Raw genomic sequence first — 6,819 nt, 5'->3', positions numbered from 1 at the left:
GTCCCGGGCGCGGCCTCCCCTCGCCCGACGGCTCCGCCTCACTCGCGGGGCGGCCCGCGGGCGAGGGGAGGCCGCGCCCGGGACGCTCCGTGGCCCTGGCCCCGGTGGGCGACGCACCCCGGCGGCCGGAGGCCCCTCGTACCGAAACTGCAACAGAGCCGGAGCGCCTGGAGGCCGTCGAGGAGGAGCCCCGGGAGGTACGCGAGGAGGAGGCCGTCGCACCGGAGGCGGCGCCCGCGAGCCGGCCCGGCGTCGCGCCCGGGATCGCCGCCGAATCCGCACAACCCCTCGTCGACCAGCGGATTCCCGTCCTCACGCTCGGGGTCGGCCTGGCGCTCATGGGGCTCGGGATCGGCTTCCTCGGGCTGCGGATGCGGCGCCGCTGAACCCCTTCGGACCCCCGGGGTCCCCCTTGAGGGGGACGCGGCCCTTCCGTCTCAGGACGGTTGTCGGTCCCGGCATACCCGGTATACATACTGAGTATGTCCATCCGCCACGGGCTTCTCGCCCTCCTCGAACGCGGTCCTCGGTACGGCTCCCAGCTCCGTACGGAGTTCGAATCGCGCACGGGTTCCACCTGGCCCCTCAACGTGGGCCAGGTGTACACGACCCTCAACCGGCTCGAACGCGACGGCATGGTCGCCCAGGGCGGCGAGGACGCGGCCGGGCACACCCTGTACGCGATCACCGACAGCGGCCGCGCCGAACTGCGGACCTGGTTCGAGAAGCCGGTGGACCGCACCAGTCCCGCCCGTGACGAGCTCGCCATCAAGCTCGCCATGGCCGTGGGCGCCCCCAGCGTCGACATCCGCGACGTCATCCAGTCCCAGCGCCGGCACACCGTGAAGGCGATGCAGGACTACACCCGCCTCAAGGCACAGGCCCTGATCGCCGTCGAGAGCGGCGGAGCGCGGGAGCGGGACGACGTCGCCTGGCTGCTCGTCCTGGAGCAGCTGATCTTCCAGACCGAGGCCGAGGCGCGCTGGCTGGACCACTGCGAGTCCCGGCTGATCCGCCTCTCGACGACGGCCGCGGACGCCGGGACCGGCCAGGACGCCACGGCGTCCCCGCCCCGGAAGGCCCCCGGCGCCGCCGACGGACCGGACGCCGGCGCCCGGCCGGGTGCCGATGCGGTCCGCTCCGGCACCGCGCCGTCCGAGGCCGTCCCACCCGCGGCCCGGAGACGCTGACCGCGCTCCCGCGCCCCACCCGTACCTCTCGCCCCACCCGTACCTCTTGCGCCGCGCGCCCATCACGCGCGCCGCGTCCGGCGTACGGCCCGCGCACCGCCCGCCGTACGGACCGCACACCGTCCGCCGCACGGCCCGCTCCGCACCGGCCGTACCACCCTTCCACCGCTCGCTCCCGTGCCCGGCCGACCGCCGGACACGCCCAAGGGGGGACTCCTCATGTCCGCACAGCAGCCCGTGCTGCAACTCAAGAACCTGACCCGCGTCCACGGCGCGGGTGCCACCGAGGTGCATGCCCTGCGCGGCATCGACCTCGCCGTGTACCCGGGTGAACTCGTCGCCGTCATGGGCCCGTCCGGCTCCGGCAAGTCCACGCTGCTCACCATCGCCGGCGGTCTCGACGCCCCCACCTCGGGACAGGTGATCGTCGAGGACACCGACATCACCACGGCGAGCGTCAAGGAGCTCGCGGCCCTGCGCCGCCGCAGCATCGGCTACGTCTTCCAGGACTACAACCTCATCCCGGCCCTCACCGCCGCCGAGAACGTGGCCCTGCCGCGCGAGCTGGACGGGACCTCCTCCCGGAAGGCGCGCGTCGAAGCCCTCAAGGCACTGGAGGAGATGGGCCTCGGCCACCTCGCCGACCGCTTCCCCGACGAGATGTCCGGCGGCCAGCAGCAGCGCGTGGCCATCGCCCGCGCGCTCGTCGGAGAGCGCCGGCTCGTCCTGGCCGACGAGCCCACCGGCGCCCTCGACTCCGAGACCGGGGAGTCCGTGCTCGCCCTGCTCCGCAGCCGCTGCGACGCCGGCGCGGCCGGTGTCCTCGTCACCCACGAGCCGCGCTTCGCGGCCTGGGCGGACCGGGTCGTGTTCCTCCGCGACGGCGCCATCGTCGACCAGACGGTGCGCAGCGAGGCCGACTCCCTGCTGACGGGCCAGGTGGCTGAGGCGTGAAGACCTGGTTCCACTCCTGGCGGGCCGCGATACGCATCGCCCGCCGCGACGCCTGGCGTTCCAAGGGCCGCAGCGCCCTCGTCCTGGCGATGATCGCCCTGCCGATCCTGGGCGTCAGCGCCCTCGATCTCACCTTCCGCAGCTCCGAGCTGTCCCCCGCCGAGAAGGCGGACCGTTCGATCGGCGCGGCCGACGCCCGTTTCCAGGACTCCGGCTACGGCGGGGTGCCGATCTTCCAGGACCCGGCCGGGGAACTGAACACCCCGGCCAAGGACTACGGGGACACGGCCTGGCCGAGCGGCCCCACCGATGTCACCAAGACCTTCCCCGCGGGATCCACGGTCCTCACGGACCGCTCGGGCAGCGCCAAGCTGACGACGAAGCACGGTCTGCTTGTCACCGAGGTGCGCGAGATCAAGGCGGCCGACCCGATGGCGCGCGGCATCACGACCCTCCTGGAGGGCCGCTACCCGGAGAAGAACGACGAGGTCATCGCGACCTCGCACTTCCTGGAGAGCAGCGGTCTCGCGGTCGGTTCGACCCTTTCCGCACGCAACTTCGACCGCCCGTACCGGATCGTCGGCTCCTACGAGATTCCCGACCAGCTGAACGCGGACCAGGTCAACGCGCTCCCCGGCGCCTTCCACGCGCCGTACGCGAAGGCCGTCGAGAAGGCCGGTCTGCAGAAGCCCGACACCGCCACCACGTACCTGGTGCGCGTCGCGGGTGGTTTCACGTGGAACATGGTCAAGGAGATCAACACCAAGGGTGTGATCGTCACCTCCCGTGCCGTGCTCATCGACCCGCCCGCCAAGTCGGAGATCCCGCTCTTCCAGAAGGAGGGCTGGGCCAACTTCGAGTCCAGCACGGCCGGTAACGCCGCCGAGCTCGCCGCCGTCGGCACGGTCGTCGGTCTGGCGATGCTGGAGATCTGTCTGCTCGCCGGTCCCGCCTTCGCGGTCGGCGCCCGTCGCTCCCGCCGCCAGCTCGGTCTGGTGGGCGCCAACGGCGGTGCCCGCAGCCACATCCGGGCCATCGTGCTGAGCGGTGGTCTGGTCATCGGTGTCGCCGCGGCGGTCACCGGTACGGTCCTCGCCCTGATCCTCACGAAGGCGCTCCAGCCCTTCCTGGAAGAGACCATGGGCCAGCGGTTCGGCGCCTTCGACGTCCGGCCGCTGGAGATCCTCGGCATCGCGCTGCTCGCCGTGCTGACCGGACTGCTCGCCGCGATCGTTCCGGCGATCACCGCCTCCCGGCAGACCGTCCTCGCCTCGCTCACCGGCCGTCGCGGTGTCCGTCGCAGCAGCCGAGTGCTGCCCCTGATCGGCCTCGCGGCCCTCCTGATCGGCGGCGCCATCGCGCTCTTCGGGTCCATCGTCACCCAGCAGTTCATCATCGTCGCGGGCGGCTCCGCGATCGCCGAGCTGGGCGTCGTCGCCATGACCCCGGCCCTGGTGGGCCTGTTCGGGCGGACCGGCCGGTGGCTGCCGCTGTCCCCGCGGCTCGCGCTGCGGGACGCCGTGCGCAACCGGGGCCGTACGGCGCCCGCCGTCGCCGCCGTCCTCGCCGCCGTCGCCGGCACGGTCGCCGTCTCCACGTACATGGCCAGCGAGGAGGCCCAGCGCAGGGCCGAGTACACGGCCGAGCTGCCGCACGGCACCGTCGCCGCGTTCGTCAACGAGGAGGGCGGCCGGGACGTCCCCGCCGTCCGCGACGCCCTCCAGCGGTACGTCCCCGTCGACGTCCGCGCCGACGTCCAGCGCGTCTCGGTCGGCAAGCCCGGCTGCAAGCCCTGGGACACCGGCGCCGGCTGTGGCCGCTTCGAGATCGTCGTCCCCCCGGCCAACGAGTGCCCCATGTACGCCTCGGTCCCCGGCGGCGGCGACCCCGCCGAGAAGTTCACGCCCGAGCAGCGCCGGAAGATGCTCAGCGAGGACTGGCGGTGCAAGGAGGGCCGCAGCAACGGCCTGTACGTCGCCGAGGGCGGGCTCCTCGTCGGTGACGCCGCACTCCTCCAGGTGCTCGGCCTCGACGACCCCGCGACCGTGAAGGCCCTCGCCGACGGCAAGGTCGTCAGCTTCAACCCGGTGAACATCGGCAAGAACGGCACGTACGGGATCAAGCAGGTCACCGACCTCGCCGCCGCGGACAAGGCCTCCGAGAACGGCAAGCCGACTCCCGGCAAGGTCAGCTTCCTGCCCGCGTACCAGGTCCCCGGCGACAAGCCGTCCTACGGCGTCCAGGCCCTGATGACCCCGGCCACCGCCAAGGCCGCCGGACTCGCGACGGTGCCGCTCGGCAGCTACGCGAGCACGGAACGGCTGCCCGACACCGAGGCCCGCCAGAAGCTCGACGGCGAGCTCACCAAGCTCGGCAGCGACGTCGACCTCCGCGTCGAAGAGGGCTTCGTCAACTCGTACAGCCTCATCCTGCTGTCCCTGGCGATCTTCGCGGGGCTCGTGACCGTCGGCGCCGCCGGCATCGCCACCGGGCTCGCCCAGGCCGACGCCGAGGCCGATCTGAAGACGCTGGCCGCCGTGGGCGCCCCGCCGCGGGTCCGCCGGACCCTCAGCGGCTTCCAGTGCGGTGTCGTCGCCGCGATGGGCGTCCTCCTCGGCTCGGCCGCCGGAGTACTGCCCGCGGTGGGCCTCCGGCTGAACGAGGAGCGCCAGCAGTTCCGCTGGCACGAGGAGTCCATGGCCCAGGGTTGGAGCACGGCCGCCGACGCGCCGTACGTGCCGATCGTCATCCCCTGGGAGACCCTCGCCGGCCTGCTGGTCGCCGTACCGGTCGGCGCGGCCCTGCTGGCCGCCCTGGTGACCCGATCCCGCGGCGCGCTGGCCCGGCGCGAGGCGACCTGACGGTCTTCGTCGTCGTCCTGTGCCCCCGTACGAGGGTGGATCACCCTCGTACGGGGGCACACCCCGTGGTGACGCATGTGTACGAGAGAATGGCGGCATGGAGATGCCGAGGAATGACAGGTCGCAGGAGAGCCCCCAGGTCCTCATCGTGGGACAGGACGGGATGGCGCTCGGCGGCACTCAGGGCGACGACGAACCCCGCGAGGTCCCGGTGACGGAAATGGTCGAGCAGCCTGCGAAGGTCATGCGGATCGGCAGCATGATCAAGCAGCTCCTGGAGGAAGTACGCGCGGCACCTCTCGACGAGGCCAGCCGGGTCAGGCTCAAGGACATCCACGCCAGCTCCGTGAAGGAACTGGAGGACGGGCTCGCGCCCGAACTGGTCGAGGAACTGGAGCGGCTCTCCCTGCCGTTCACGGACGAGGCGATCCCCTCCGAGGCGGAGCTGCGCATCGCGCAGGCGCAGCTGGTCGGCTGGCTGGAGGGCCTCTTCCACGGCATCCAGACGGCGCTCTTCGCCCAGCAGATGGCGGCCCGCGCCCAGCTGGAGCAGATGCGCCGGGCGCTCCCGCCCGGTGCGTCGCACGACGATGACGACGACGACCGCGGCCCCGGCCACGCGGTCCGCTCGGGGCCGTACCTGTAGCCCCGGCGGAGTACGGACGAGGAGGGGCCCGGCACACGGTGTGCCGGGCCCCTCACCCGTCCGTGACGACCGCGGCGGACGTCACGCGTCCGGGACGACCACGGCGGACGAGGGCCGGATCGAGCCTGCGGAGGCCGACCGGCGGAGGCGGCCCGGCCCGTCAGGCCTGCGGGGCCAGGAGCAGGACCTTGCCGACGTGGGTGCCGGCCTCCAGCGCCCGGTGCCCCTCGGCGGCGTCGCTCAGCGACAGCGTCCGGTCGACGACCGGTCGGACCGTTCCCGCGCCGATCAGCGGCCAGACGTGCTCCCGGACGGCGGCCACGATCGCCGCCTTCTCCTCCGCCGGGCGGGCCCGCAGCGTGGTCGCCATGACCGCGGCCCGCTTCGCGAGCAGCGCCCCGAGGTTCAGCTCGCCCTTGACTCCGCCCTGGAGACCGATGACGACGAGCCGGCCGTTCACGGCCAGCGCCTTCACGTTCCGCTCCAGGTACTTGGCGCCGACGATGTCCAGGATGACGTCCGCCCCCGCCCCGTCCGTCGCCTTGGCCAGCTCCTCGACGAAGTCCTGCCCGCGGTAGTCGATGAGCACGTCCGCGCCGAGTTCGGCGCAGCGCGCCAGCTTCTCGGGGCCGCCCGCGGTGACCGCGACCCGCGCCCCGATCGCCTTGGCCAGCTGGATCGCCATCGTGCCGATCCCGCTCGCCCCGCCGTGCACGAGCAGCGTCTCCCCCGGACGCAGGTGGGCGATCATGAAGATGTTGGACCAGACGGTGCAGGCCACCTCGGGGAGTGCCGCGGCCGTGGCCACGTCGACGCCCTCGGGCACCGGGAGCAGCTGGCCCGCGGGAACGACGACCTTCTGCGCGTAGCCGCCGCCGGAGAGCAGCGCGCAGACCTCGTCGCCGACCGCCCAGCCCCCCACTCCCGGGCCGAGGGCGGAGATCCGGCCCGAGCACTCCAGGCCGGGGTACGGCGAGCTGCCCGGCGGCGGGTCGTAGAAGCCCTGCCGCTGGAGCAGGTCGGCGCGGTTGACGGCGCTCGCCGCCACCTCGACGAGGACCTCGCCCTCGCCGGGTACGGGATCGGGCACCTCGGCCCAGACGAGGGCCTCGGGGCCACCGGGTTCCGGAATCGTGATCGCATACATGGCGGCGAGGCTACTCCCGGC

At 73.1% G+C, this 6,819-nt stretch carries 6 protein-coding genes; 5 read left to right on the top strand and 1 reads right to left on the bottom strand.

Going from position 1 to position 6,819, the window contains the following annotated elements; all coding sequences use genetic code 11:
• The 5 genes from EAO70_RS39185 to EAO70_RS14730 form a co-directional block, all read left to right on the top strand.
• The coding region (locus EAO70_RS39185; protein WP_261992857.1) for a hypothetical protein at positions 1–386 on the top strand (386 nt) is incomplete at its 5' end.
• Positions 387–482: 96 nt separating this feature from the next.
• Positions 483–1,190: a PadR family transcriptional regulator gene (locus EAO70_RS14745; RefSeq protein ID WP_148003399.1), complete on the top strand. Its 708-nt coding sequence runs from the start codon at positions 483–485 to the stop codon at positions 1,188–1,190.
• A 219-nt stretch (positions 1,191–1,409) separates the two neighbouring features.
• The gene (locus EAO70_RS14740; RefSeq protein ID WP_148003398.1) at positions 1,410–2,144 is read left to right on the top strand and encodes an ABC transporter ATP-binding protein; all 735 of its coding nucleotides are present in this window, start codon (positions 1,410–1,412) and stop codon (positions 2,142–2,144) included.
• A complete protein-coding gene (locus EAO70_RS14735; RefSeq protein ID WP_148003397.1) occupies positions 2,141–5,005 on the top strand; it encodes an ABC transporter permease in 2,865 nt (954 codons plus the stop codon). Before EAO70_RS14740 ends, EAO70_RS14735 begins: the two co-directional genes overlap by 4 nt.
• Before the next feature lie 97 nt (positions 5,006–5,102).
• A complete protein-coding gene (locus EAO70_RS14730) occupies positions 5,103–5,651 on the top strand; it encodes a bacterial proteasome activator family protein (protein ID WP_015034799.1) in 549 nt (182 codons plus the stop codon).
• Between the two features lie 160 nt (positions 5,652–5,811).
• Here EAO70_RS14730 and EAO70_RS14725 read toward each other — a convergent pair whose 3' ends face one another.
• Positions 5,812–6,798, bottom strand: a complete 987-nt coding sequence (locus EAO70_RS14725; RefSeq protein WP_148003396.1) for an NAD(P)H-quinone oxidoreductase — start codon at positions 6,796–6,798, stop codon at positions 5,812–5,814.
• Between the last annotated feature and the right edge of the window lie 21 nt (positions 6,799–6,819).

This window comes from Streptomyces sp. adm13(2018) (assembly GCF_008042145.1).
In the GTDB taxonomy this organism is placed as follows: Bacteria; Actinomycetota; Actinomycetes; order Streptomycetales; family Streptomycetaceae; genus Streptomyces.
This window is presented reverse-complemented; position numbering and strand designations above follow the sequence as displayed.

What these genes read in the sequence shown, in the direction of transcription:
- EAO70_RS14745 (WP_148003399.1), top strand. Translation starts at nt 483, where the DNA reads ATGTCCATCCGCCACGGGCTTCTCGCCCTCCTCGAACGCGGTCCTCGG.
- EAO70_RS14740 (WP_148003398.1), top strand. Translation starts at nt 1,410, where the DNA reads ATGTCCGCACAGCAGCCCGTGCTGCAACTCAAGAACCTGACCCGCGTC.
- EAO70_RS14730 (WP_015034799.1), top strand. Translation starts at nt 5,103, where the DNA reads ATGGAGATGCCGAGGAATGACAGGTCGCAGGAGAGCCCCCAGGTCCTC.
- EAO70_RS14725 (WP_148003396.1), bottom strand. Translation starts at nt 6,798, where the DNA reads ATGTATGCGATCACGATTCCGGAACCCGGTGGCCCCGAGGCCCTCGTC.